This is a genomic window from Telluria sp. B2 (genome assembly GCF_051789535.1).
Lineage (GTDB): Bacteria > Pseudomonadota > Gammaproteobacteria > Burkholderiales > Burkholderiaceae_D > Telluria.
Genome location: NZ_CP196525.1, coordinates 611077 through 635902, shown reverse-complemented (window position 1 = coordinate 635902; position 24826 = coordinate 611077). Strand labels below are relative to the sequence as shown.

At 65.1% G+C, this 24826-nt stretch carries 24 protein-coding genes; 8 read left to right on the top strand and 16 right to left on the bottom strand.

Annotation, left to right across the window (positions count from 1 at the left end):
* Window position 1: 1 nt before the first annotated feature.
* The 6 genes from leuS to ACSUZJ_RS02825 all read right to left on the bottom strand — a co-directional run bounded on the left by leuS (window position 2) and on the right by ACSUZJ_RS02825 (window position 6910).
* Window positions 2-2647: a leucine--tRNA ligase gene (leuS, locus tag ACSUZJ_RS02850; RefSeq protein WP_499413128.1), complete on the bottom strand. Its 2646-nt coding sequence runs from the start codon at window positions 2645-2647 to the stop codon at window positions 2-4.
* Window positions 2648-2863: 216 nt separating this feature from the next.
* Window positions 2864-3463 (bottom strand): YdcF family protein, encoded by a 600-nt coding sequence (locus tag ACSUZJ_RS02845; protein WP_499413126.1) that lies wholly within the window; start codon window positions 3461-3463, stop codon window positions 2864-2866.
* A 116-nt stretch (window positions 3464-3579) separates the two neighbouring features.
* Complete coding sequence (locus tag ACSUZJ_RS02840; RefSeq protein WP_499416505.1) at window positions 3580-4902, bottom strand: IS4 family transposase; 1323 nt, start codon at window positions 4900-4902, stop codon at window positions 3580-3582.
* A gap of 251 nt (window positions 4903-5153) precedes the next feature.
* Window positions 5154-5480 (bottom strand): barstar family protein, encoded by a 327-nt coding sequence (locus tag ACSUZJ_RS02835; protein WP_499413124.1) that lies wholly within the window; start codon window positions 5478-5480, stop codon window positions 5154-5156.
* 1 nt (window position 5481) lies between these two features.
* The gene (gene dapB / locus ACSUZJ_RS02830; protein WP_499413122.1) at window positions 5482-6291 is read right to left on the bottom strand and encodes a 4-hydroxy-tetrahydrodipicolinate reductase; all 810 of its coding nucleotides are present in this window, start codon (window positions 6289-6291) and stop codon (window positions 5482-5484) included.
* Between the two features lie 7 nt (window positions 6292-6298).
* Window positions 6299-6910, bottom strand: a complete 612-nt coding sequence (locus tag ACSUZJ_RS02825) for an outer membrane protein assembly factor BamE (protein WP_499413120.1) — start codon at window positions 6908-6910, stop codon at window positions 6299-6301.
* Window positions 6911-6988: 78 nt separating this feature from the next.
* Here ACSUZJ_RS02825 and fur point away from each other — a divergent pair, with 78 nt between their 5' ends.
* Window positions 6989-7423, top strand: a complete 435-nt coding sequence (gene fur / locus ACSUZJ_RS02820) for a ferric iron uptake transcriptional regulator (RefSeq protein ID WP_499413118.1) — start codon at window positions 6989-6991, stop codon at window positions 7421-7423.
* 208 nt (window positions 7424-7631) lie between these two features.
* On the opposite strand, the gene hrcA is transcribed toward fur, so the two are convergent.
* Window positions 7632-8648 carry a heat-inducible transcriptional repressor HrcA gene (gene hrcA, locus ACSUZJ_RS02815; protein ID WP_499413116.1) on the bottom strand — a complete coding sequence of 339 codons (1017 nt, stop codon included), beginning with the start codon at window positions 8646-8648 and terminating at the stop codon, window positions 7632-7634.
* A 59-nt stretch (window positions 8649-8707) separates the two neighbouring features.
* Window positions 8708-9424 carry an HAD family hydrolase gene (locus tag ACSUZJ_RS02810; protein WP_499413114.1) on the bottom strand — a complete coding sequence of 239 codons (717 nt, stop codon included), beginning with the start codon at window positions 9422-9424 and terminating at the stop codon, window positions 8708-8710.
* 332 nt (window positions 9425-9756) lie between these two features.
* Here ACSUZJ_RS02810 and ACSUZJ_RS02805 point away from each other — a divergent pair, with 332 nt between their 5' ends.
* Both ACSUZJ_RS02805 and ACSUZJ_RS02800 read left to right on the top strand, forming a co-directional pair.
* A complete protein-coding gene (locus ACSUZJ_RS02805; protein WP_499413112.1) occupies window positions 9757-10353 on the top strand; it encodes a hypothetical protein in 597 nt (198 codons plus the stop codon).
* Window positions 10354-10376: 23 nt separating this feature from the next.
* Window positions 10377-11042: a hypothetical protein gene (locus ACSUZJ_RS02800; RefSeq protein WP_499413110.1), complete on the top strand. Its 666-nt coding sequence runs from the start codon at window positions 10377-10379 to the stop codon at window positions 11040-11042.
* Window positions 11043-11197: 155 nt separating this feature from the next.
* Here the strand turns inward: ACSUZJ_RS02800 and ACSUZJ_RS02795 are convergent, their stop codons facing one another.
* From ACSUZJ_RS02795 to ACSUZJ_RS02775, 5 genes are all read right to left on the bottom strand, one after another.
* Window positions 11198-11389 carry a hypothetical protein gene (locus tag ACSUZJ_RS02795; protein WP_499413108.1) on the bottom strand — a complete coding sequence of 64 codons (192 nt, stop codon included), beginning with the start codon at window positions 11387-11389 and terminating at the stop codon, window positions 11198-11200.
* A gap of 271 nt (window positions 11390-11660) precedes the next feature.
* Window positions 11661-12437 carry a 16S rRNA (adenine(1518)-N(6)/adenine(1519)-N(6))-dimethyltransferase RsmA gene (gene rsmA / locus ACSUZJ_RS02790; RefSeq protein WP_499413106.1) on the bottom strand — a complete coding sequence of 259 codons (777 nt, stop codon included), beginning with the start codon at window positions 12435-12437 and terminating at the stop codon, window positions 11661-11663.
* 11 nt (window positions 12438-12448) lie between these two features.
* Complete coding sequence (gene pdxA, locus ACSUZJ_RS02785) at window positions 12449-13513, bottom strand: 4-hydroxythreonine-4-phosphate dehydrogenase PdxA (RefSeq protein WP_499413104.1); 1065 nt, start codon at window positions 13511-13513, stop codon at window positions 12449-12451.
* 4 nt (window positions 13514-13517) lie between these two features.
* Window positions 13518-14921: a peptidylprolyl isomerase gene (locus ACSUZJ_RS02780; RefSeq protein ID WP_499413102.1), complete on the bottom strand. Its 1404-nt coding sequence runs from the start codon at window positions 14919-14921 to the stop codon at window positions 13518-13520.
* Window positions 14922-14981: 60 nt separating this feature from the next.
* Window positions 14982-17210, bottom strand: a complete 2229-nt coding sequence (locus ACSUZJ_RS02775) for an LPS-assembly protein LptD (RefSeq protein WP_499413100.1) — start codon at window positions 17208-17210, stop codon at window positions 14982-14984.
* Window positions 17211-17305: 95 nt separating this feature from the next.
* Between ACSUZJ_RS02775 and ACSUZJ_RS02770 the strand changes: the two genes are divergently transcribed.
* From ACSUZJ_RS02770 to ACSUZJ_RS02750, 5 genes are all read left to right on the top strand, one after another.
* A complete protein-coding gene (locus ACSUZJ_RS02770; protein ID WP_499413098.1) occupies window positions 17306-18364 on the top strand; it encodes an aminoglycoside phosphotransferase family protein in 1059 nt (352 codons plus the stop codon).
* A 19-nt stretch (window positions 18365-18383) separates the two neighbouring features.
* Window positions 18384-19103: an N-acetylmuramate alpha-1-phosphate uridylyltransferase MurU gene (gene murU, locus ACSUZJ_RS02765; protein WP_499413096.1), complete on the top strand. Its 720-nt coding sequence runs from the start codon at window positions 18384-18386 to the stop codon at window positions 19101-19103.
* Complete coding sequence (locus ACSUZJ_RS02760) at window positions 19100-20437, top strand: aminopeptidase P N-terminal domain-containing protein (protein ID WP_499413094.1); 1338 nt, start codon at window positions 19100-19102, stop codon at window positions 20435-20437. The genes murU and ACSUZJ_RS02760 overlap by 4 nt, the downstream gene beginning before the upstream one ends.
* A gap of 2 nt (window positions 20438-20439) precedes the next feature.
* Window positions 20440-21633 carry a UbiH/UbiF/VisC/COQ6 family ubiquinone biosynthesis hydroxylase gene (locus ACSUZJ_RS02755; protein WP_499413092.1) on the top strand — a complete coding sequence of 398 codons (1194 nt, stop codon included), beginning with the start codon at window positions 20440-20442 and terminating at the stop codon, window positions 21631-21633.
* A 257-nt stretch (window positions 21634-21890) separates the two neighbouring features.
* Window positions 21891-22469, top strand: a complete 579-nt coding sequence (locus tag ACSUZJ_RS02750; RefSeq protein WP_499413090.1) for a hypothetical protein — start codon at window positions 21891-21893, stop codon at window positions 22467-22469.
* A gap of 10 nt (window positions 22470-22479) precedes the next feature.
* Here the strand turns inward: ACSUZJ_RS02750 and ACSUZJ_RS02745 are convergent, their stop codons facing one another.
* The 3 genes from ACSUZJ_RS02745 to ACSUZJ_RS02735 all read right to left on the bottom strand — a co-directional run bounded on the left by ACSUZJ_RS02745 (window position 22480) and on the right by ACSUZJ_RS02735 (window position 24813).
* Window positions 22480-22899 (bottom strand): hypothetical protein, encoded by a 420-nt coding sequence (locus ACSUZJ_RS02745; protein WP_499413088.1) that lies wholly within the window; start codon window positions 22897-22899, stop codon window positions 22480-22482.
* 112 nt (window positions 22900-23011) lie between these two features.
* Window positions 23012-24475: an NAD(P)(+) transhydrogenase (Re/Si-specific) subunit beta gene (locus ACSUZJ_RS02740; RefSeq protein ID WP_499413086.1), complete on the bottom strand. Its 1464-nt coding sequence runs from the start codon at window positions 24473-24475 to the stop codon at window positions 23012-23014.
* A complete protein-coding gene (locus ACSUZJ_RS02735; RefSeq protein WP_499413084.1) occupies window positions 24472-24813 on the bottom strand; it encodes an NAD(P) transhydrogenase subunit alpha part 2 in 342 nt (113 codons plus the stop codon). Before ACSUZJ_RS02735 ends, ACSUZJ_RS02740 begins: the two co-directional genes overlap by 4 nt.
* Window positions 24814-24826 lie beyond the last annotated feature (13 nt).

The window sequence follows — 24826 nt, the reverse complement described above, 5'->3', positions numbered from 1 at the left end:
GTTACACCACGATGTTGATGAGTTTGCCGGGCACGACGATGATCTTCTTCGGCGTGCCTTCGATGAACTTCTGCGCCGACTCGGAGGCCAGCGCGGCCGCCTCGATTGCCGCCTTATCGGCTTCCTTCGGCACTTTCACCGATCCGCGCAGCTTGCCGTTCACCTGGATCATCATCTCGATCTCGGCCTGCTCCAGCGCGGCCGGGTCCACCTGCGGCCACTGCACGTCGAGGATGTCGCCGTAGGCCTTGGCATAGCCGAGTTCCTGCCACAGCACGTGGGTGATGTGCGGCGCCACCGGGTTGAGCATGCGCAGGAAGATCGACAGGCCTTCGGCGATGACCGCGTCGCCCGCCGCGCCTTCGGCCAGCTTGCTCGATTCCAGCGTGTTGAGCATCTTCATGCAGGCCGAGACAACCGTGTTGTACTGGATGCGCTTCAGGTCGTAGTCGGCCTGCTGCAGCAGTTTATGTACTTCGCGGCGCAGGGTCTTGTGTGCTTCGTCCAGGGTCGCGGCGCCGTCCTGGTTGGCCAGCGCGGCGGCGATGCGGCCCGACTGCGCGTAGCCATAGGCCCACACGCGGCGCAGGAAGCGGCTCGCGCCCTCGACGCCGCTGTCCGACCACTCCAGGGTCTGTTCCGGCGGCGAGGCGAACATGGTGAACAGGCGCGCGGTGTCGGCGCCGTACTGCTCGATCTGGGCCTGCGGGTCGATGCCGTTGTTCTTCGACTTCGACATCTTCTCGGTGCCGCCGATGTGGACCGGCTGGCCGTCGACCTTCAGGGTCGCGCTCTGCGGACGGCCCTTGTCGTCGAAGACGAGTTCCACGTCGGCCGGATTGAACCAGGTCTTCTTGCCCGCTTCGTCCTCGCGGTAGTAGGTCTCGTTCAGGACCATGCCTTGCGTGAGCAGGTTGACGAAGGGTTCGTCGAACTTGACCAGGCCGAAGTCGCGCATGACTTTCGTCCAGAAGCGCGCGTACAGCAGGTGCATGACAGCGTGCTCGATGCCGCCGATGTACTGGTCCATCGGCATCCAGTAGTCGTTGCGCTCGTCGACCATCCTGTCGTTCGAGCCCGGCGAGGTGTAGCGCATGTAGTACCAGGACGAGTCGATGAAGGTGTCCATGGTGTCGGTCTCGCGGCGCGCTGGTTTACCGCACTTCGGGCAGGAGCAGGCCAGGAACGTTTCGTCCTTGTTCAGCGGGTTGCCGGTGCCGTCCGGGACCAGGTGCTCGGGCAGCACGACCGGCAGGTCGGCTTCCGGCACCGGCACCGCGCCGCAGTCGCCGCAGTGGATCATCGGGATCGGGGTGCCCCAGTAGCGCTGGCGCGAGATGCCCCAGTCGCGCAGGCGGAAGGTGACCTTCTTGTCGCCCAGGCCTTGCGCGGCCAGGTCGCCCGAGACGGCATTCACCGCGGCGATGTAGTCCAGCCCGTCGTACTTGCCCGAATTGATAACCTTGCCGTTTTCCTTGTCGCCGTACCACTCCTGCCAGGCCTCGAGCGAGAATTCCTGGCCCGGCACGTCGACCACCTGCTTGATCGGCAGGTCGTACTTCTTCGCGAATTGGAAATCGCGTTCATCATGCCCAGGCACGCCCATCACGGCGCCGTCGCCATAGGTGATCAGGACATAGTTGCCGACCCAGACCGGGATCTGCTCGCCCGACACCGGGTGCGTCACGGTCAGGCCGGTCGGCATGCCCTTCTTCTCCATCGTCGCCATGTCGGCTTCGATGACCGAGCCCTTCTTGCACTCGGCGATGAACTCGGCGAGTTCAGGATTGTTCTTGGCCGCGTGCTGGGCCAGCGCGTGTTCCGGCGCCACGGCGCAGAAGGTCACGCCCATGATGGTGTCGGCGCGGGTGGTGAAGACGTAGAGCTTGCCGTCGTTGATCAGTTCGCCCGCGTCGTCCATGACTACGTGCGGGAAGGCGAAGCGCACGCCGGTCGACTTGCCGATCCAGTTCGACTGCATGATGCGCACGCGCTCGGGCCAGCCCGGCAGTTTGTTGTCGACGAAGTCCAGCAGCTCGTCGGCATACTCGGTGATGCGCACGTAGTACATCGGGATCTCGCGCTTTTCGATCAGCGCGCCCGAACGCCAGCCGCGGCCATCCACGACCTGCTCGTTGGCCAGCACGGTCTGGTCGACCGGGTCCCAGTTCACGGTGCCGGTCTTCTGGTAGATGATGCCCTTCTCGAGCATCTTCAGGAACATCCACTGGTTCCACTTGTAGTATTCCGGCTTGCAGGCGGTCATCTCGCGCGACCAGTCGATGGCGAGGCCCATCGACTCCATCTGGCCGCGCATGTGGGCGATGTTCGAATAGGTCCATTCGGCCGGCGGCACGTTGTTCGCCATCGCCGCGTTCTCGGCGGGCATGCCGAAGGCGTCCCAGCCCATCGGCATCAGTACGTTGTAGCCGTTCATCCGCAGGTAGCGGTACATCACGTCGTTGATCGTATAGTTGCGCACATGGCCCATGTGCAGCTTGCCGGACGGGTAAGGCAGCATCGAGCAGGCGTAGTACTTGCCCTTCGGGAAACGTGGGTCGTTCTCGACGGCTTTATAGGCGTCGATCGACTTCCAGTATGCCTGGGCGGCCTGTTCAACTTCGGCTGGACTATATTTATCTTGCATGATGTTCTGCGGACGAAATTTGGAGGTGGAACGGGACATTATACTGGTTCATCTTGCACTGCGGCGAAGCGGGACGGGAGCGATGGGCGGCCACGTAGGGTGGGCACTCCGTGCCCACGCTTTGCGCACTTCGCCGGTAGTCAGAGGCGGCGATGTGTCGTCCCCGGCGTGTACAAGAAATACGAACCGCGACGAAATTGGCGTGAGTCGGCCGCCTCAGTCTCTGGCGCCAAGCACCGGGCAAGGCGCATGTCCGTCGAGTTCGCGAAGAAAACCCCGCTCCAGGTAGTCCGGGATCTTGCCGAATTCGGCCAGCACGCGAGCGCGGAATTCCTCGTGCTCGTGCCAGCGCTCGACCGGCAGGCCGAAATAATTGACCGCGCAGGCCGACACCGTCACTTCCGGCCAGTGGCGCGCCAGGGTCATCAGGTAGCGCCGCATCGCGCAGACCTTGCCGATCGCGAGCACGCTGTCGACCTGGTTCACGTCCATGGCGTCGGCCACGCGGCGGCGGCCAAGGATGACGTTTTCGCCGGTGTTGGTGGTTTCGGTTTCGAGGATGAGGATGGATTCGGGCACGCCCAACTGGATCAGGCGTTCGGCGATCGCGAGCGCTTCAGGCTGGGGATTGCCGGCGGTGGCGCCGCCCGAGACCAGCAGCTTGCGGAACATGCCGGCTTGCCAGAGGGCGCAGGTCTCCTGGCAGAACTCCTCGACGCCGTGGCGGGTGCCGAACAGGAAGCCGAGGCTAGATGGCTGCGCCGGCACGGCCGGCATGACGTAGCGGGAGATGCGCAGGAGGTCGTCGGCGGTCATGGTCGTGTGCGTTGTTGCGCTACCTCGTCGGGGATGCGGTAGCATGTGGAGCTGCGGCTGCCCTGTTATTGGTGGGCGCGATCCGCGTGGGCTCGAGAGCCAGTCCTTTAAAGGTGTCAGCTGACGGACCCTGCCTTGAGCACACGCGCCGTCGATACGTGACGGCGCTTTTCTGCAGCTGACACAGTAGTTTTCTCCTTCGGTTTTTTGGGGGCACTGGGGTTCTTGCGCAGCGCCTTGAGCCGTGCATGGACGGCGATTTCCAGCAGGAGGCAGCTTAGCTGCGGGGCGTCGATGGCATCGTAAGGCGCCCAGGCGTCTGCCGTTGTCGCCAGCATCATGCCTGCATAGCAGCTTCTCACTTCGAGCGCGACATAAAATGGCGACAGCTCGATGCCGCTGTCACGTAAATGATGCGCCGCCGAGACGGCTGCCTGGATGACGCTGAGGATGTTGTAGGCCATGACGGCGATGCCGAAAGCGAGCAAGGCCGCGCGCGGATGACCAAGCGTCTTCACTTCGCTGTGCAAAACAGATTCGAGGCGTTGGAACAGCGTCTCGATTTTCCAGCGCTGCCGATAGAGACGCGCTATTGCAGGAGCCTCGAATTCCTGGCTGGGCAGATTCGTCAGGATCCGGATGACTTTCTCTCCACTGTCGGTCTCCCCGTTCAGGCGCAGTTCAATACGCCGCAGCGCGATCGTTTCCCCGGCTTCCCCCTCAAACTCGACTGTCTGCTCGAACACGACTCCCGTTTCCACAATCCCTTGAGAAGACAGATCGCCGAGCGTAGCTGGATTCGGCGTGCTGCTGTGCTCACGCACGATGAAATGGCAGCCGCGGCGGCTCCATTCGCCCAGGATGGCACGTGTGCTAAAAGCGCGATCGGCGATCCATAGCTCGCCCGGCATGGCGCGTTTGAGCAACGACGTCATCACCGCCCGTTCCTGTGTATAAGCGTCTTCGCACGGCTCGATATCGATGACCAGTTTCCGGTCCGGATCGTAGACGACCAAGGAGTGGCCCGGCAGAGGTGCGCCGCCAAAACCCCGCAATGGCTTGAGCCGCTTCTCGGTCGCTGCCAGGTGGCTGCCGTCGACGATCCGTACTCGGTATCCCGGCACTGTGAGCGGCTCGTCTATGATCATCGGCGCCAGCACCGCGTCCAGGCGCGTTGCGCTTTCGGTGACCAGGGCACGCACCAGATTTGGCTCGGTATGGTTGATCTTGTCGTACAGTGCCTGCACCGACACGCCTAAGTCTGGGCACTCTCGCGCAGCAGCATGCAGCGATGGACGTAACCCAACTGCTACCAGCGACATCAGGTCTACTGTCGTCGAGAACAGCAACTCCCTTTCATATTGCTTGCCGCGCTTGCCGTTAAATAATTTGTCGAGCCAAGCCGGCTCCAATGCATGCTGGAGCGCCAGTCGTGTCATCACCGTGACTGGACTTCCCTTGGCGCAGTGCGCTATCACCTCGTTCATCAACATGGCACATTCCTCCTGTACCACTTGGACGGAATCTGCAGATAATAGTGCCACGCTATTGCGATTGCTTCAGGGAAGCCCACCTTTAAAGGACTGGCTCGAGAGCCCACCCTACGGGTGAGGTTCCGGGCCGTTTGCAAGCAAAAAGCGTGACGTTCCGGGCCGTTTGCCGGCAAAAGGCCCGAGGCGGTGCCGCTTTTCTAGCGCAGCACCAGCTTCAGGGCCGGCTTTTCGCCGTAGTCCTCGTAGCGCTCGTTGATGCCGCCGACGCAGTAGGCGATTTCCTCGACCAGGTCCGGCAGGCGCTGCTGCAGCGCTTCACCGTCCGTGATGACGATTTCCAGGACCTCGTTCGGCTTGAGGCGGAATTTGGTCATGTTCTCGTCGTCGCGCAGGTAACTGAGGCAGTCGACCCAGGCGTCGATGGTGTTGGCGTAGGTATCCGGGAAGCCGAAAGCACGGCGGCTCTCGGCGTGGAAGGCCGCCTCGTCGACGATGGCGGCGCCGTTCAATTGAACGCTGGCCATGTCAGTCCTTCAGGCCCAGCACGTCCTGCATGTCGTACAGGCCGTTCGCCTTGTCGGCAATGAAGCGGGCGCCGCGCAGCGCGCCGTGGGCGTAGGTCACGCGGCTGCTCGATTTGTGCGTGATCTCGATGCGCTCGCCGGTGCCCGCGAACAGCACGGTGTGGTCGCCGACGATGTCGCCGCCGCGCACGGTGGCAAAGCCGATGGTCGACGGATCGCGTTCGCCGGTCACGCCTTCGCGGCCGTAGACGGCGCATTCCTTCAGGTCGCGGCCCAGGGCGTCGGCAATGACTTCGCCCATCTTGAGGGCGGTGCCGGAGGGCGCGTCGACCTTGTGGCGGTGGTGGGCTTCGATGATCTCGATGTCGTAGCCTTCGGCAAAGCTCTTGGCCGCCATCTCCAGCAGCTTGAGGGTGACGTTCACGCCCACGCTCATGTTGGGAGCGAAGACCACCGCGATCTTCCCGGCGGCGGCGCGGATCGCCTCCTTGCCCGCTTCGTCGAAGCCAGTGGTGCCAATCACGATCTTGATGCCGTGGTCGGCGCAGTAGGCCAGGTGCCCGAGCGTGCCTTCCGGACGGGTGAAGTCGATCAGGCAGTCGGCGCCCGCGAGCGCGCGGTCGAGGTCCGACTGGATGATCACACCGGTCAGCTGGCCCGAGAAGGCGCCGGCATCGGTGCCGATGAAGGGCGAACCGGCGACGTCGAGCGCGCCGGACAGGATGGTATCGGGCGAGGCGGCGATCGCCTCGATCAGCATGCGGCCCATGCGCCCGCTGGCGCCGGCGACCGCGATTTTCAGTTGCGTCATGACAGTCTTACTGGATATTGGTATTGGCCGGGGCGGCGTTGGTCACCGGGGCGACCGGCCGGGTCGGTGCATTCTTCGACGGGAACTGGGTCGGACCGGCGATGCGGTCGATGTACTCGCGCTCGGTCGGCAGGTTGCCGCCGTCAAAGCGTTCGACGACATTGTCCTTGAAGTAGACGGTAACGCGGCTGGTGGTCAGTTCGCCGTTGCCGCGCGCCAGGTAGAACGGGTAGTCCCAGCGGTCGGCATGGAACATGTCGGCCAGCATCGGCGTGCCGAGGATGAAGCGGACCTGGTCGCGGGTCTGGCCGACCTTCAGCTGGTTCAGCATTTCCTGCGACACGAAGTTGCCCTGCTGGATGTCCGGACGGTAGGGCGAGAAGATCCACAGGAATTTCTGCAGCTTGGTCACCTTGGTCGTCTGCGCACCCGAATTGGCCAGCGCGGCCGCCTTGTCGGCATCGGCTGCCACCGCCGCCGCGTCGGTGCTCGCCGGCGCGGCCGGCTTGGTCTGGTTGCGCCAGGATGCGCAACCGGACAGCAGCAGCGTGCATGCGAGGCCCGCGGCGAGTGCAGCCCGGGCATAGGGACGGTGAACTACGGCATGGGTGACGCGCATATGTAACCTCAAAACGTTTAGCGGGAGCTTCCAAAACGCTATATCATAAAGCACTCCGCCCATCTACGAGTAACAAACATGAGTAACAAACCCACCGACCTGAAGGCGAGCGGCCTGAAGGCCACCCTGCCACGCCTCAAGATCCTGGAAATCTTCCAGAACAGCGAAGTGCGGCACCTGACGGCGGAAGACGTCTACAAAATCCTCCTGGCCGACAACATGGACGTCGGCCTGGCGACGGTCTATCGTGTGCTGACCCAGTTCGAACAGGCGGGCCTGCTGAACCGCAACCACTTCGAAACCGGCAAGGCTATCTACGAGCTCAACGCGGGCTCGCACCACGACCACCTCGTCTGTCTGGACTGCGGCCACGTCGAAGAGTTCTTCGATGAGGAGATCGAATCGCGCCAGAACAGGATCGCCGTCGAACGCGGTTTCAAGATCGCCGAGCACGCGCTGGCAATCTACGGCAACTGCATCAAGACGGCGTGTCCGCATCGCGGCAATAACTGAAGCGGGATTTTCCGCTGCAATGAAGAACGGCGCCGCGGCGCCGTTTTTTGTTGTTACCTGTAGGGTGGGCGCCCTGTGCCCACGCGTGAAGTCTGCGTCGCGTTGGCGTTCATAAAGCGCTGCGTCTGCTCATCGTTTACGCGTGGGCACGGGGCGCCCGCCCTACGGATATCGATGCAAGCGCATCGGCAGAAGGTCCGCCACCCCGTCAGGAATGGCTCAGCGCATTCGACAGCAGCTTGGCCGTGATGTCGACGATCGGGATCACGCGCTCGTAGGCCATGCGTGTGGGGCCGATCACGCCCAGGGTGCCGACGATCTTGCCGTTCACTTCGTAAGGTGCGGTGACGACGCTCATTTCGTCCATCGGCACCAGGTTCGATTCGCCGCCGATGAAGATCTGCACGCCGCCGGCGCGGCTGGAGACGTCGAGCAATTGCATCAGTCCGGTCTTCTGCTCGAACATCTCGAACAGCTGGCGCAGCGAACTCATGTTCGACGACAGGTCCGACACCGACAGCAGATTGCGCTCGCCGGCAATGACCATGTCTTCGCCTTCGGACATCGCTTCGCTGCCGGCCTCCACCGCAACCTGCATCAGGCCGCCGATGTCCTCGCGCAGCTGGCGCAGCTCGCCGGTCAGGCGCGCGCGCACCTCGTCGAAAGTCAGGCCGGCGTAGTTCTGGTTCAGGTAGTTGGCCGACTGCACCAGCTGGGCCGGCGTGTAGTCGACCTCGGTGAGCAGCAGGCGATTCTGCACGTCCCCGCGCGGGTCGACGATGACGAGCAGGATGCGGCGCTCGGACAGGCGCAGGAATTCGATCTGCTGGAATACCGATTCGCGCCGCGGGCTTTGCACCACGCCGGCGAACTGGGTGAGCGAGGACAGCATCTGCGCCGCGTTGGCGATGATCTTCTGCGGCTGCTGGGCGGCCAGGCGCATGCGCTCGGCGTCGACGCCCTGCTCGTCGAGGTGCTGCACGGTGAGCAGGGTATCGACGAACAGGCGGTAGCCGCGCGGCGTGGGCACGCGGCCGGCCGAGGTGTGGGGACTGGCGACGTAACCCATTTCCTCGAGGTCGGCCATGATGTTGCGGATCGTGGCCGGCGACAGGTCCAGGCCCGAAATCTTCGACAGCGCGCGCGACCCGACCGGCTGGCCATCGGCGATGTAGCGCTCGACCAGGGCTTTCAGCAGGGTTTGGGCACGGGTATCAAGTTGCATGGGGAGAAGCGGAAAATGGTTCCGCTCCTATTATGCACCTTCGGCTGAAGGCTGTGCAGTCAGCCGTGCTCTTGCCTGAGCCAGGCCAGCAGTTCGTCGAAATCGGCAACGATGGCGTCGGGCTGCACACCCACTTCCAGGTGGCGCCGGCTGGCGGTGCGGTTCATCCAGACGGCGCGCATCCCGGCGCGCTGGGCGCCCTGCACGTCGAGGATCAGGTCGTCGCCGACGTAGACGGCTTCCTGCGGCGCCACGCCCAGGGCATCGCAGCCCGCATGGAAGATCGCCGGATCGGGCTTGGCGCGGCCGAACTGCGGCGCCGCCACCGAGGCCTTGAAATGGTGGGCCAGGCCGATCGTCTGCAGGTCGGCATTGCCATTCGTGATCGAACCGATCAGCACCTTGCCTTTCAGGCGCAACAGGCCCGGCAGCACGTCGTCGTAGGGAATCACGGCATTGCGCGCGGCGAAGAATTCGACCATCGCCAGCTCCACCTTGGAAAGATCTTCGCCGGCCTGCGCGAAGGCGGCCTCCAGCCCGGCGCGGCGCAGCGCACCAAGGTCGAGCTGGAATTCGGGGCGCTGGGCCAGCAGCTCCAGGCGGGCCTGGCGCAGGCTGTCGATGGTGAAGCGTTCCGCCACACGCGGCGCGTGGTCGGCAAGCCAGGCGAACAGGGTCTGTTCGGCCTGCAGGATCACGGGGGCGATCGGCCACAGCGTGTCGTCGAGATCGAACAGGACGGCTCGGGGCCAGGGGCGGCGGGGCGTGGTCGTCATCTGGGTCGCATGGGTGAGAGGGCGAGCCAAGCATAGCGAGGCCAGCGGCGAAATGCAAACGCACGCCGGCATGCAGCGCTGCCGTTACACCGTGATACAAACGGCGATGAGCCTGGGCCTTGTCAAATGCTCTAAAATGATGGGCAAACTTGACGCACCTGACAAAAACCCATGGCGGCGTTGCATCGTATCGCCGTATGCTCGTACTGTCTTCGACGACGCGTCGGACGGCCGCATCCCTTGCCATAGGAATTTTCTCAGGCGCTCTTAGCGTCGACGCGGCACGGACGCCGTAGCGCGTCTTGTCCAGTTCCCTTTTATTTGGAGAAATTATGATTCGTTCCCCCCTGCGTGCCGGCATCGCGCTGGCATGCGCGCTGAGCCTGTCCGCCTGCGGCGGCGGCGACGGCGAGTTCTATTTGGGCGGTAATGTTTACGGCATCAACAAGGGCAACCTGGTGCTGAAGAATGAAAGCAATGGCGCCACGGTGACGCTCACCCAGCCAGGCAGCTTCTTCTTCCCGGACCTCGTCGAGGCCGATTCCGACTACAACGTCGTGGTCGACTCCGTGCCTGACAACATCGCCGGCAAAGAAGCATGCACGGTTACCAAAGGCAAGGGCAAGGCCACGTTCAACATCAACACCATCGTGGTGGTCTGCACGATCAACACCCACAAGCTGACGGGCAACATCACCGGGCTGGACGACAAGTCGGGGCTGGTGCTGGTCAACGGCAACAATCGCGTCGAAGTGCCGGCCGGCGCCACCACCTTCGCCATGGCCGACGTTCCCGAGGACTCGCCCTACGGCATCACTGTCCTGAAGCAGCCGGACGAGCGCAACTGCACCATTACCAACGGCACGGGCACCATGCTCAAGACCGATATCGGTAACGTGCAGGTGAACTGCACCCCGACCACGCCTTGAGCCGACGTACCCTGGAGAACACCTTGAAGAAAACGAAACTGATCCGCCCGGCCGCGGCACTGGCCCTGGTGGCGACGCTCGCCTCCTGCGGCGGTTCCTCGAACTACACCATCGGCGGCGTCGTCAGCGGCCTGCAGCCGGGCACCAAGCTGGTCCTGACCACCAACGGCATGGAAACGACCGTCGAGGGCAAGCCGCTGGTCAACGGCCAGATCCCCGACGTGTCCTATTCCTTCCCGCAGCAGCTCGAGTACGGCGAAGTCTATAACGTGCTGCCGAAGCAGATCGGCAAGAATGCCGACGACAGCCCGATCTACCAGATGCCGGAGCACCAGACCTGCGTGGCCTCGGGCCGCACCAACGACACGGCCGGGCGCCTGTCGGAAATCCGCGCCGACTACAGCTGCTCGCTGGTCGCACCGAGCATCGGCGGCGTCGTCAAGGGCCTGACGGTCGGCAGCGTCACGCTGATCAACGGCAGCACCGGCGGCTCTGTCACGATTTCCGCTCCGGAAACCGCTGGCGACGTCAACTTCGTCTTCAGCACGCCGGTCACCTGGGGCCAGACCTATGGCGTCACGGTCCTGAGCGCCGACAAGGTGAGCTGCACCGTCAGCAACGGTACCGGCACCATGGGCGACAACAACGTGACCAACATCGAAATCAACTGCGCCGCCAATCCGACCTGATGGAGACATATGCTGCGCTTATGACGATCATTCCAAAAGAAAATTGGCTTTATATGTTGTAGCGCAGCATAATCCTACCTGTCTCCTCCAACTCTCCTCAGAAAAGAATTGGATTTAAGCCCACCCGCAACGGTGGGCTTTTTTTTTGCCGCGGCTCAGCCGAGCTTGGTGACCGGGGCCAGGCGCTTGCCGACGACCTTCACGACCGCCATTTTCTCCGTGCCCACCGTCACCATCGATGCGGCGCGAACCTCGGCCTTGTAGCTCTCGGCGCTGGCGTAGGTGCTGACACCGACGAGCAGAGCGGCGACGACGAAGATGGCTTCCATGTGCTTGAGGACGTTCATTTTGATACTCCCTTCGGTTGAGTGGTGGGCCGTTTCGTACTGCGTTGCGGCTTTCGATGGGAGTACTTTAGCAAGCCCCCTTCCCCCCTTCCATCGGCCTGCGACGAACTGCAATAAGTGGGCGCCGAAGCGCGCCTGGCGGCGACATACCGCGTTTGTGCGGTGCCGCAAGCGGACTGATGAAGGGAGATGCGGGGCGGGATGAGGGGCCGCGCGGCTGGCGGCCCGGGGGAACGGCAAAGGCGGCGGCACAGGCGGCCGCCGGGGTGAATCAGACGGGTTTCAGGATGTTGGCCAGCGCCACGTACTGCTCGAGGCCGACCGCTTCCGGACGGGCGCCCGGATCGATGCCGGCATCGATGAGCTGCTGTTCGGTGAACATGCCGGCCACGCAGTTGCGGATCACCTTGCGGCGCTGGGAGAAGGCTTTCTGCACCACCGCTTCCAGGGTCGGGCCGTCGGCCGGGAGTTTCCTGCGCGTCGGCACCATGCGCACGATCGCCGAATCGACCTGCGGCGGCGGATCGAAGGCGGTGGGCGGCACGATGAACAGCATCGCCATGTCGTAGCGCCACTGCAGCATCACCGACAGGCGGCTGTAGGCCTTGGTGCCGGGCTCGGCCACCATGCGCTCGACCACTTCCTTCTGCAGCATGAAGTGCTGGTCCTCGACCAGGTGGGCGAATTCGGCCAGGTGGAACAGCAGCGGGCTCGAGATGTTATATGGCAGGTTGCCAACCACGCGCAGCTTCTGCCCTTCCGGCACAGGAATCGAAGCGAAGTCGAACTTCAGGGCGTCGCCGGAATGGACCGTGAGTTTTTCACGCGGATAGGCTTTTTCGAGGCGCGCCACCAGGTCGCGGTCGAGTTCAACCACGTGCATGTGGTCCAGCCCCTTCAACAGCAGCGCCGTCATCGCCGCCAGGCCCGGGCCGATCTCGACCATCGCCTGGCCGCGGCGCGGACCGATCGCATCGATGATGTTGTTCAGGACATGGTCGTCGGTCAGGAAGTTCTGGCCGAAGCGCTTGCGTGCTACGTGTTTCATTGGTGCTTTCGTTAGATGGGGTTGGCGCCGTTGACGCCCTTGCTGGCCGTTACCATGTGCATGGCGGCGCGGATCGCCTCTTCCATGCTGCCGCAGTCGGCGTGGCCGAGGCCCTGCGCCGCCAGGTCGAGCGCGGTGCCGTGGTCGACCGAGGTGCGGATCAACGGCAGGCCGAGCGTGACATTGATGCCGCGCCCGAAGGTGGCGTGCTTGAGGACCGGCAGGCCCTGGTCGTGGTACATCGCCAGCACGCAGTCGGCATCCTGCAGGTACTTCGGCTGGAACAGGGTATCGGCCGGGTAAGGGCCACGCGCGTCGATGCCGCGTGCGCGCGCTGCCGCCAGGGCCGGCTCGATGACCTCGATTTCCTCGCGTCCCAGGTAGCCGTTCTCGCCCGCGTGCGGGTTCAGGCCGGTGACCAGGATGCGCGGCGCGGCGATGCCGAACTTCGCGCGCAGGTCATGGTAGAGGATGTCGAGCACCTGGCCCAGGCCTTCCTGCGTGATCGCTCCGGGCACATCCCTGAGCGGCAGGTGGGTGGTCGCCAGCGCCACCCGCAGGTAGGGCTGGCCACCGCTTGGCTGGCCGGCCAGCATCATGACCACCCGGGGCGTGCCGGTCTTCTCGGCGAGGTATTCGGTATGGCCGGAAAACGCGACCCCGGCCTGGTTGATGGTGCTCTTTTGCAATGGCGCGGTGACGATGGCGTCGAACCAGCCGGCCTGCACGCCCGCGACCGCCAGGTCGAGCGTGGCCAGCACCGCGCGCCCGTTTTCCGGGTCGAGCGTGCCGGGCACGACGTGAGCGGCGAGCGGCACGTCGACCACCGCGATGCGGTCCCTGCCGAAATGCGGCAGGCCGCCATTCTTCAGCGCCTGGACCGACAGGGCGGACAGCCGGATGCTTGGATCGACCAGGCTGGCGGTGAGCGCCAGGAAGGCCGCGTCGCCGACCAGGACGCAGTTGGCGACCTCGCGCAGCGCCCAGGCCGCGCGGATCGAGATCTCGGGGCCGATGCCGGCCGGCTCACCGACCGTGAGCGCCAGGGTCGGGCGCACTGCCTGTGGCGCGGCCACGGCCTTACTGCTCCTCGCGGTATTCGACGTAGGCGCGGTCGCGCACCTGGCGCGCCCAGTCCTCGAAGGCCTCGACCAGCTTGCGCTCGCGGATGATGGCACGCGCACGGTTGCGCTCCTTCTGCAGGGTGACGTCTTCGCTCTTGCGCTCCAGCACCTGGATCAGGTGGAAGCCAAATGGCGTCTGCACCACGCCCGATACCTCGCCCGGCTTCAGGGTCGCCATCGCGGTCTCGAATTCCGGCATCACGTCGCCCGGATACAGCCAGCCCAGGTCGCCGCCCTTGACGGCCGAGCTGTTGTCCTGCGAGTTCTGGCGCGCCAGGTCCTCGAAGGTAGCGGTCTTGCTCTCGATCTTGGCCCTCATCTCTTCCAGGCGGCGCTTGACCTCGTCGACCGACATGGCCGGCGTCGGCTTCATGAGGATGTGGCGCGCGTGGGTCTGCTCGATGACGGTCTGCTCCGGCGTGTTTTTCGCCAGGCTGCGCTTGTCGTTCAGCTTCAGGATGTGGAAGCCGGTACTGCTCCTGATGACAGGGGTGACCTGGCCCGGGTTCAGCTTGCGCAGTTCGTTCGCGAACACCGGCGGCAGGCGGTCGGCCTCGCGCCAGCCGATCGCGCCGCCCTTCAGGGCGTCGGATGCGTCGGAATAGGTGGCGGCGATCTTGGCGAAGTCGGCGCCGGTGCGCAGCTGGCGCATCACCTCGTCGGCGCGGGCGCGGCGCGCAGCGATCTGCTCGGGCGTGGCGTTGGCCGGGATGCCGACCAGGATCTGGGCGATGTCGACCTCGATGCGGTCGGCGGCGGCCGCCTTTTCGGCGGCGAGATAGGTGTCGACCTCGGCGTCCGAGACCTGGATCTTGCTGTCGACCTCATGCTCGCGCAGGCGCTGCATCATGATCTCGTTGCGGATCTCTTCGCGGAAGGCGGCGAAGGCCATGCCTTCCTTTTCCATCTGGTTGCGCATTTCCTGGACCGACATCTTCTGATCCTGGGCGATGCGGCCGATGGCGGCGTCGAGCATGCGGTCGTCGACGCGCACGCCCATCTCCTTGGCCAGCTGCACCTGGGCGCGCTCGACGATCATCGACTCGATCACCTGGCGCTCGAGGTCTTCCCGCGGCGGCAGCTGGGTATTCTGGGCGCGCAGGCGCTGGACGATCTGTTCGACGCGGTTGCGCACTTCGTTACGGGTGATGACCTCGTCGTTGACGACGACACGGATGGCGTCGACGACGTTGGCGTTGCTCGAGGCGGGCGGCAGGAAGCCGCTGCCCGGATTGGCAGGGGCGGTGCCGGCCGCTGGCGTGGAGCTTGCCGGGGTGGCCTGGCCGAACGCGGCGCCGGCCGTGAGCGCACACAGCAGCGCCGCTGCGAGCTTAAGGTGATGCAAACGGGTAGTACGCATAATCTGGGAAGCACTCATTCAGGTCAAAAAACATCCATGGTTCTGGTCAAGGGCGCCCGGCTAGGGGCGGCCAACGTTGGTATTTAACCGCGTATAGCCGGGAATACTCTTGTAAAACGAATCCAGCGGGTTGCCCATGCCGAAGCGCGACAGGCCGTTGAGCTCGAGCTGGAAGAACACCGGCGTCGAGGTCGACTGGGCCGCCGTCACGAAGCGCTGCGCGCCCATCCGGAACACCCAGCAGTCGGCCTTGTACTCGAGCCCGACCAGGCTCTCGAGCACCTTGTGGTCCTGCAGCGAATAGCTGACCCGGCCCACGCCGAACCAGCGCTTCGACAGCGGCCACTGGCCCGAGATGTCGGCGTTGCGGAAGCTGTCGCGCACGTAACGGTACTCGGCGTTGAACACTTTCAGCAGGCCGGGGGTCCAGCGCACGCCATAGTTGCGGCTGTACACGCTCGAACTCGTCGCGTCGTATTGTACGCTGGCGTCGATGTTCCAGTTCTCGACGATGCGGCCCGACGCCGCCAGCAGCAGGTCGGAGCGGTTCTTGCGGTCCAGGATCGGACGGCCCGGCAGCTGCACGCGCGGCTCGGTGAAGTAGAAGCGTTGGCCGAAGGCCAGGCGCAGGCGCTCGGCGCCGCTGCCCTCGATGTAGCGCGAGGTCACGGCCGCGGTCAGCTGGTTGGCGTCGGAAACGCGGTCATTGCCCACGAAACGGTTTTCGCTGAACAGCTGGGCGTAGCTGAAGCCGGCCTCGCCGGTATCGAAGATCGGGAAGTCGTCCTGGTTCTTGTAGGGCGTGCGCACGTAGAACAGGCGCGGCTCGAGCGTCTGGGTGGCGGCGGTGCCGAACAGGCTCGTCTCGCGCTCGAACACCATGCCGGCGTCGAGCGAGAAGATCGGCAGCGTGCGCGACAGGCTGGTGCGGCGCCCGGCATTGCTGTCCATGTCGTACTTGCTCGCATGGAGCATCACCTTGGGCGTGATGTAATAGCCCGGGCGCACCCACGGGTAGCTCACCTGCGAGATCATCACCGCGCGGTTGCCGCTGTCCCAGGTCGAGTGCGAGAAGCGGGTCGCCTCGGCGTCGATGGCCCAGTCGAAGCCGTTGACGTCGAAGCGGCCCGTATGGAAGTTAATCTGCGGCAGGCGCGCATACGGTTTCGGGATCGTCAGCGCCGGATTGGCCGCCGCCGCCGGCTCCTGCAGCACCTGGAAGTTCTGGGCGCGCGCGGTCAGGTTCCAGTACTGGGTGCCGTAGCTGGTGTACAGCTCGCGCACCAGCTGGCGCTCGGCGCTGGTCGACACCGAACGCGAGAAGTCGCTCAGGTACTGGTCGTCCGAGGCCGCGTGCAGGTTCCAGCCGTAGGACCAGTTCGGGCTCAGCTGCTGGTTGTGCAGCGAGTCGACCAGCCAGCGGTCGGTCTTGGTGATGCGGTCGTTGCGCAGTCCCTCGAAGTGGGTTTCGCCGCCATAGGTGCCGCGCCCGGTCGCGCCGATGTAGCGGCCGGTCGCGCCCAGCTGCAGGCCGCGGTCGAACATCATGCGCGGGAACACCGTCAGATCGCGGTTGGGGGCGATGTTGAAGTAGTACGGCACCATGATCTCGGACTTGCCCTTCGAGCCGAAGCCGATCGAGGGCGGCAGCCAGCCCGAGCGACGCGCGCCCGAGAGCGAGAACGACATGGCAGGTGTGCCGAGGATGGGCACGTCCTTGAAATAGATGACGGTCTTGCCGGCGGTGCCGACGTCGCGTCCGGAATCCAGGCGCAGGGTGCTCGACTTCAGGTACCAGTCGGGATCGGGCCCCTCGCAGGTGCTGTAGGTGCCGTCGACCACCAGGGCCTGGTCCTCGCCGAGGAAGTCGATGCGGTCGGCGCGGCCCTGGGCATTGTTCACCTGCAGGCGGTACTGCGGGTTGAGCACCCAGCCGCGGCCGGTTTCGAGGTTCAGCTGCAGCGAATCGCCCTGGTAGCGGTCGCCGAAGCGCCACATGTTGACATTGCCGCTGGCCGTGACCTCGTCCTCGACCAGGCGGTAGCAGGCCGTGTCGGCCGTCATTTTCGTCTGGCCGCGGGTGATTTCGACGTTGCGGTTGAGGTTGATCTCACGGTCCGGTCGGCCGCCGATTTCCTCGGCGCGCACGGTAACGGGAAGATCCTGTTCGTCGGCGTGGGACGGCGCTGGCGCAACTTGCGCGTGCAAAGGCCCCGAGGCCACGGTGACGAGGGCGGACAGGGCAACTGCCCGCCGCTGCGGGAATGGTAGGGCCGTAAACCAGCTCATGGAATCTTGGGCTGCACCATAAAGGGCGATTTTTTGGATTGAATCCCTTATTATATGGGAATTGTCTCTCTCAACCGGTTTCCCCTGGACGTTTCATGTCTTCTTTGTATCAAAACACCCCCACTTCCGCCGAGCAGGATGCACGCCTGGCGCTGCTCACCGAATGGCTGGGCTCGCTCGACCTGGTGGAAGTCGCGTCAAGCCGCCCGGCCTCGTCGGATGCCAGCTTCCGCCGCTATTTCCGCCTGGATGTGGTGCCGGCGCTACGCGAGAAGCTGGGTGACACCCTGATCGCCATGGACGCGCCGCCCGAGCGCGAGAACGTCCCCGCCTTCATCCACGTCCAGGGCCTGCTGCAGGAAGCCGGCGTCACCGTGCCGGCGATCGTCGCGCGCGACGTCGAGCGCGGTTTCCTGCTGCTGTCGGACCTGGGCACCACGACTTATTTGCAGCGCCTGGACTCCGACAACGCCGCCTTCATGTATTCGGACGCGGTCGATGCCCTGATCAAGTTCCAGCTGCACAGCCAGCCCGGCGTGCTGCCCGAGTTCGACCGCGCCTTCGTCCTGCGCGAGATGAACCTGTTCCCGGAATGGTTCCTCGGCCGCCACCTCGGCGTCACCATGACCGATGCCCAGCAGGCCCAGCTCGACAAGGTATTCGAGACCATCACCAATAACGTGCTGGCGCAGCAGCAGGTGTTCATGCACCGCGATTTCCATTCGCGCAACCTGATGTTCCTCGACCAGGGCAACCCGGGCGTGCTCGATTTCCAGGACGCCGTCTACGGCCCGGTCACCTACGACCTGGCTTCGCTCCTGCGCGACGCCTACATCCAGTGGGACGAGGAGATCGTGCTCGACTGGGTCGTGCGCTACTGGCAGAGCGCCAAGCAGGTCGGCCTGCCGGTCAACCCCGACATCGACAGCTTCTACCGCGACGTCGAATTCATGGCGCTGCAGCGCCACCTGAAGATCCTGGGCATCTTCTGCCGCCTGAACTACCGCGACGGCAAGCCGATCTACATGGGCGACCTGCCGACCGTGATGGACTACGTGCGCAAGACCGCCAACCGCTACACCGAACTGAAGCCCCTGGCGCGCCTGCTCGACTCCTTCGAGGACAAGGCGCCGCAGGTCGGCTATACCTTCTGAGCCGATTGTCGAGAAGCCCATGAAAGCCATGATCCTGGCCGCCGGCCGCGGCGAGCGCATGCGTCCGCTGACGGACAGCTGCCCGAAACCCCTGCTCAAGGTGCGCGGCCGTCCGCTCATCGTCTGGCACATCCTGAACCTGGTGCGTGCGGGAATTACCGAGATCGTCATCAACCACTCCTACCTCGGCCACATGATCGAGGACGAACTGGGCGACGGCAGCAAGTATGGCGCGCGCATCGCCTATTCGCACGAACCGGCCCCGCTGGAAACGGCGGGCGGCATCGCCAACGCGCTGCACCTGCTGGGCGACGAGCCTTTCGTCGCGCTGTCGGGCGACATCTATGCGCCCTATTTCGACTTCACCCAGGTATTCGAGGCCTTGCCGGACAGGGATATGCTGGGCCAGCCGATCCCGCAGGACAAGCGCGACATCGCCTGGCTGTACCTGACGCCCAACCCCTGGCACAACCCGGAGGGCGACTTCGGCATGAACATGTACTCGCTTACCAACGACGGCGATCCAAAATGGAATTTCGGGAACATCGGCGTCTACCGTCCTGAAATGTTCGACGGCATCGCTCCTGGCGAGTTCGTCAAGTTCGGGCCGCTGATGCGCAAGTTCATCGCGCAAGGACGCGTGGGCGGCGAAATCTACAACGGCCCCTGGGTCAACGTCGGCACCGTGCGCCAGCTCGAAGAACTGAACGCGCCGCTGGCCAAGAGGGCCGGCGCGTGAGCCCCTATTGTGCCCGCCGCGCACGCCTGGCAGCAGGCATGGCGCCGGGCGCGGTGGCGGTGCTGGCCACCGCGCCGGAAACGCTGCGCAACGGCGACAGCGAGTACCCCTACCGCCACGACAGCTATTTTTATTACCTGACCGGCTTTGCCGAACCGGAAAGCGTGCTGGTACTGGTTGCCGCGAAAGGTGACGCACCTGCCCGTTCGATCCTGTTTTGCCGCGAGAAGAACGTCGAGCGCGAAACCTGGGAAGGCTTCCGGCATGGCCCGGCCGCGGCGCGCGAGGCCTTCGGCTTCGACGAGGGCTATCCGATCGGCGAACTCGACGCGCAGATGGCGCGCCTGCTGGCCGACGTCCCCGCCCTGTACTACGCCAACGCGCACAGCGCGGCGCTCGATGCCCAGGTCGCCGGCTGGATCAAGGCAGTGCGGGGGCAGTCGCGCAGCGGCATCGTGGCGCCGGCGCGCATCGAGCACCTGCTGCCCCTGCTCGACGAGATGCGCCTGCTGAAGGACGACGTCGAACAGGCGCTGATGGCGAAGTCCGCCGACATCGCCGGCGCGGCCCACCTGCGCGCCATGCGCGCGGCCAAACCCGGCATGTTCGAGTACGAGATCGAGGCCGAGCTGCTCTACGAATTCCGGCGTAACGGCGCCCAGTTCCCGGCCTACACGCCGATCGTGGCGAGCGGCGCCAACGCCTGCATCCTGCACTACAACGCCAACAACGCGCAGACGAAGGACGGCGACCTGGTCCTGATCGACGCCGGCTGCGAATTCGACAGCTACGCCTCCGACATCACCCGCACCTTCCCGGTGAACGGCCGCTTCAGCGCGCCGCAGAAGACCCTGTACGAACTGGTGCTGCGCGCCCAGGACGCGGCGCTGGCCGCCATCGTTCCTGGCCGCCCCTACAGCGATTTCCATGACGCCGCCGTCAGGGTGCTGGCCGAAGGCATGCTGGAACTCGGCCTGCTCGACAAGGCAAAATTCGGCAGCGTCGAGAACGTGCTGGCCGAGCGCGCCCACACCCAGTTCTACATGCACGGCACCGGCCACTGGCTGGGCCTGGACGTGCACGACGCCGGCGCCTACCGCGACCTGACACTGGAAGACAAGCCTTCGCGGCCGCTGCTGGCCGGCATGGCGCTGACGGTGGAACCGGGCATCTACGTGCGCCCGGCGCCGGGCGTGCCCGAACAATTCTGGAACATCGGCATCCGCATCGAGGACGACGTGATCGTCGGCCATGGTGACAACGGCGGCGCGCGCGTGCTCACGGGCGCGGCGCCGAAGACGGTGGCCGAGATCGAGGCCCTGATGAGAGCTTGAAGATGGAACAGCATCACGACACCTATGACGTGGCGATCTGCGGCGCCGGCCCGGTCGGCCTGGCGCTGGCCGCCCTGCTGACGCGGCGCGGCATCGAGGGCCGCCGCATCGCCCTGATCGACGCGCGCGCGCTCGGCCAGTCGATTTCCGACCCGCGCTCGATCGCCCTGGCCTGGGGCAGCCGCATGCTGCTCGAGGAAGTGGGCGCCTGGCCCGCCTCCGGACACTTCCCCGCCACACCCATCCACAGCATCCACGTCTCGCGCCGCGGCCACCTCGGGCGCAGCCTGATGGACCGCGACGAACACGGCCTGGACGCGCTCGGTTACGTCACGCGCTATGGCGAGGTGGTCGACGCGCTGGCGCGCGCGGTGGACCGCGCGGGCGTCGAGGTGATCCGCCCGGCGCGCGTGGCCAGCCTGGACGAAAGCAGCGACCACGTCACCCTCACGCTCGACGACGGCCGCACGCTCACGGCCCAGGTCGCGGTTGGCGCCGAGGGCGGCGTGTTCGGCCAGCAGGAAGACAAAGCGAAGACGCGCGACTATGGCCAGAGCGCCGTGATCGCGCGCGTCTCGTGCAGCAACCCGATCCCGCACCGCGCCTTCGAGCGCTTCACCGACGAGGGACCGCTGGCGCTGCTGCCGCAGGAAGGCGCCGACGGGCACCAGTATGCGCTGGTCTGGTGCGTGAAACCGGAGCGCGCCTCGGCACTGCAGGCGATGGAGGAAGAGCGCTTCCTGCTCGAGCTGAACGAGGCCTTCGGCGGCCGGCTGGGACGCTTCACGAAAGTGTCGCCGCGCGCCAGCTACCCGCTCGGCCTGAACGCCGAGGCCCATGCCAGCACGCGCACGGTGGCCATCGGCAACGCGGCCCAGACCCTGCATCCGGTGGCCGGCCAGGGCCTGAACCTCGGCCTGCGCGACGCCGCCGTGCTGGCGCGGCTGCTGGCGCGCTGCCCGGGACCGGAAGGCATCGGCCGCTTCCTCGACGAACGCGCCCAGGACCGCAAGCTCACCATCGCCCTGACCGACGCCATGGCGCGCGCTTTTGTCGGCAGCGGTCCGCTGCAGACGGTCCTCGGCCTGGGCCTGGCCACGCTCGACGCCGTGAAACCGGCGCGCACGCTGCTGGCCGAAGTCATGATGTACGGCCGCCGCGGCGGCTCGTCGTTCCTGCCGCACCGGCAGGCGTGAGTTGCCGTACCAGCAGGCGCCCGCGGCGGAGGCATTGACGTCGGGTGGGCGCCCCGTGCCCACGCGCTGAGCATGGATCATGGCGAACATGCTTTCGGTGGGCTCGGGGCGCCCACCCTACCGTTCCATGCAAGAGCTGGGCACATGAACACAGACGCTGACCCTGCACCACCCCTTCTCCCATGAGCGTCAATTTTTCTTGACATCACTCCCGAGCGTCAATTAATCTTGACATATCACTCACCATGGAGAAGCCCATGCACACCGCAACGCCCACCCAGCCCGGCCCGCTCTCGCCCGAACACCGCACCAGCCTGCAGCAGGCGATCGAATCGGCCATCATCGCCCACGCCGGGCTGAGCGAGACGCCCGACGCCGCCCCCGACAACGCCCTGCGCCTGGCTGCGGCGAGCAGCGCCGGCGTGCAGATTTGCGAAGCCTTGCAGAAGGAAGCCGTGCAGAACGCGCGCCGCGCCGGCCGTTCCTGGGCCGAGCTCGGTGCACTGATGGGGATCACCCGGCAGGCGGCGCAGCAGCGCTTCGCGCCATCGGCATCGAAGGAGTGGTTCGTGCAGGAATGGGTGGCCGCCCACGAGGGTCACGAGATCCTGGTGCGCAATTCCTGGAACGGCGGCATCCGGCTCTTCGTCGACGAGCAGCAGATAGCGGAAAACCGCACGCTGTTCTCGCTCGACAAGAACAAGCCGCTGCTGTCGGCGACCTGCACACCGGCCTCCGGCAAGCCCTTCCTGGTCGAGGTGTTTGCCTATGCCCTGTTCTCGGTCAGCGTGAAGATCGTCGTCAACGGCAAGCAGGTCGGCGGCGAGGTGTTCTGAGGCCCTCTCTTCAAAGCGCGGGCGATGCGACCGGTGCCGGCGCGAAGCGCAGCGCGATGGGCGAGCAGTAAGCGAGGGCCAGCACGGCGCCACCGAGCAGGGTCGCCAGCCAGTCGATGGCGACCTTGGGGCCGGAATCGACGAAATAGGCAGCCATCGCATACAGCAGCACGCTCACTGCGATGCTCAGCAAGGAAAGGGAGCGCGACCAGGGCCGGAACAGGCATAAGCCGATCGTCGCAACAATGCCTGTAACCAGGTTGGCTCCCGCCAGAAAGTCGAACATGCTCTGCCCCATGAGCGGCAGCAACGTACTGCGCGGCACCGGCAATTGGGGCAGGAACAAAGCGTTAAGCAGCAGGCCGACGAAAGGCAGGACCGCGGAGACGATGACGAGGACACGGAACTGGATGGGGCTGATGGCGAGCACGGGTTTCCTGTGGTTGCTGGTGAAAGCGGCGTGTAGTTCGCCACAACGTCAATGCAGTCCTGGCGCCGATGTGATTTGAACCGTGGACGGCAAAGCCGTCCACCCTACAGGTCTATTCGACGGCCTTGACCATCGACTCGATCACCTTCTTGGCGTCGCCGAACACCATCATCGTGTTCGGCTGGTAGAACAGGTCGTTGTCCAGGCCCGCGTAACCGGAGGCCATCGAGCGCTTGTTGACGATGATGCTCTTGGCTTTATAGGCTTCGAGGATCGGCATGCCGGCGATCGGCGACTTCGGGTCCTTGGCCGCCGGGTTCACCACGTCGTTCGCGCCCAGCACCAGCACCACGTCGGTCTGGCCGAATTCGCCGTTGATGTCTTCCATCTCGACCACCTGGTCGTAGGGCACCTCGGCTTCGGCCAGCAGCACGTTCATGTGGCCCGGCATCCGGCCGGCCACCGGGTGGATCGCGTAGCGCACGGTGACGCCGTGTTCCGTCAGCTTGTCGACCAGTTCCTTCACCGAGTGCTGGGCGCGCGCCACGGCCAGGCCGTAGCCCGGCACGATGATCACCGATTCCGCATTCTGCAGGATGAAGGCCGCGTCCTCGGCCGAGCCGGACTTCACCGGGCGCTGTTCCTGCGCGGCGCCGCCGGTGGCTGCTGCCTCGCCGCCGAAGCCGCCCAGGATCACGTTGAAGAAGGAGCGGTTCATCGCCTTGCACATGATGTAGGAGAGGATCGCGCCCGACGAGCCCACCAGCGAACCGGCGATGATCAGCATCGAGTTGTTCAGCGAAAAGCCGATGCCGGCCGCGGCCCACCCCGAGTACGAGTTCAGCATCGACACCACCACCGGCATGTCGGCGCCGCCGATCGGGATGATGATCAGGACGCCCAGCACGAACGAGAGCACGGCCATGATGACGAAGGGCGTCCAGGCCGGCTCCACCGCATCGGAAAAGCAGAACACCAGGCCGAGCGCGATGATGGCCAGCGCCAGCACCAGGTTCAGGATGTGCTGGCCGCCAAAGCGCACCGGCGCGCCCTGGAACAGGCGGAATTTATACTTGCCCGACAGCTTGCCGAAGGCGATCACCGAACCGGAGAAGGTGACGGCGCCGACGAAAGTGCCGAGGAAGAGTTCGAGCCGGTTGCCGAAGGGCAGCGCGCCGCCGCGTTCGGCAATATTGAACGCCCAGGGTTCGGATACGGCGGCGATCGCGATGCACACCGCGGCGAGACCGATCAGCGAGTGCATGGCCGCCACCAGTTCCGGCATCTTGGTCATCTCGACCTTTTTCGCGGCGTAGGCGCCGATCGCGCCGCCCACTACCACACCCAGCAGCACCAGCGTAAAACCCATGCCGCCGCCGGTACGCTCGGCGAATTCGGCCTGCAGCTTGAAGATCAGGGCGATGGTAGTGACCACCGCGATCGCCATCCCGGTCATGCCGAAGGCGTTGCCGGCGCGCGCCGAGCTTGGCGAGGACAGGCCCTTCAGGGCCTGGATGAAGCAGACCGACGCCACCAGGTAGAGCAGCGTCACCATGTTCATGCTGATGAGGTTCATGCGGCCTCCTTGGTGCTTGACGCTTCCGGCGCGGCTTTCGCTGCGGCTTTCGGTTCCTTCTTCTTGAACATCTCCAGCATGCGCTGGGTGACGAGGAAGCCGCCGAACACGTTCACGGCGGCGAGCGCCACCGCGACCGTGCCCATGACCTGGCCCAGCGCCCCTTCGGTGAGGGCGGCGGCCAGCATGGCGCCGACGATGATGATGGCGGAGATCGCGTTGGTCACCGCCATCAGCGGCGTGTGCAGCGCCGGCGTGACGGTCCAGACGACGTGGTAGCCGACGTAGATCGCCAGCACGAAGATGATCAGGTTGATGATGGTGTGGCTGATGTCCATGGCCCTCTCCTTG